Source organism: Clostridioides sp. GD02404 (assembly GCF_045898275.1).
Lineage (GTDB): Bacteria > Bacillota > Clostridia > Peptostreptococcales > Peptostreptococcaceae > Clostridioides > Clostridioides difficile_A.
The window spans coordinates 1-496 of the sequence record NZ_JBJOCA010000072.1 but is presented as its reverse complement, the minus strand read 5'-3'; the positions used below and the strand labels follow the sequence as shown (position 1 = coordinate 496).

The following is a 496-nucleotide window of genomic DNA, read 5'->3' as shown; positions in this document are numbered from 1 at the left end:
TTTCCCATATAATCACCTTCCTTTCTATATTGGTATCAAATTACTATTTATACTTGATATAATACTAAATCTATTACCTTTTACTTCTTGCATCACTTCTTTTAATGCTCCTTCAACATTATCACTTTCAAATAAGTTATCTGTATCTTTTATACTTGTTTTATCTGCCGTTGTTTCTATACTATCTACACTAGTTTTTACCTCATTTAATGCACTAACTATATTTGTTTTCTCTGTTGTTTCAAGTAGTGTTGTATCACCTATTTTAGTGTTTAACTCTGTCTTAGCAGTTTCTATATTGCTTGTTAACTCTGTTTTAGTTGTATCTATTTTAGTGTCTAACTTATTGATATTTGTTAATATCTTTTCTTCATCTTTTTTAGTTAAAAATATCGCAGTTGGGTCAACAACTAAGGTTACTTTCTCTACATTAGATACCTCTATGATAAATTTCAAATACAAATCTTTCATAGCTCCATTGCCAACTTTTGGCTTA

1 protein-coding gene is annotated in these 496 nt (G+C 28.0%); it reads right to left on the bottom strand.

What is annotated here, in order from left to right:
* Positions 1-24: 24 nt before the first annotated feature.
* Positions 25-496, bottom strand: a 472-nt coding sequence (locus tag Q3287_RS19475) for a phage tail protein (protein ID WP_407964687.1), incomplete at its 5' end; no start/stop codon positions are given.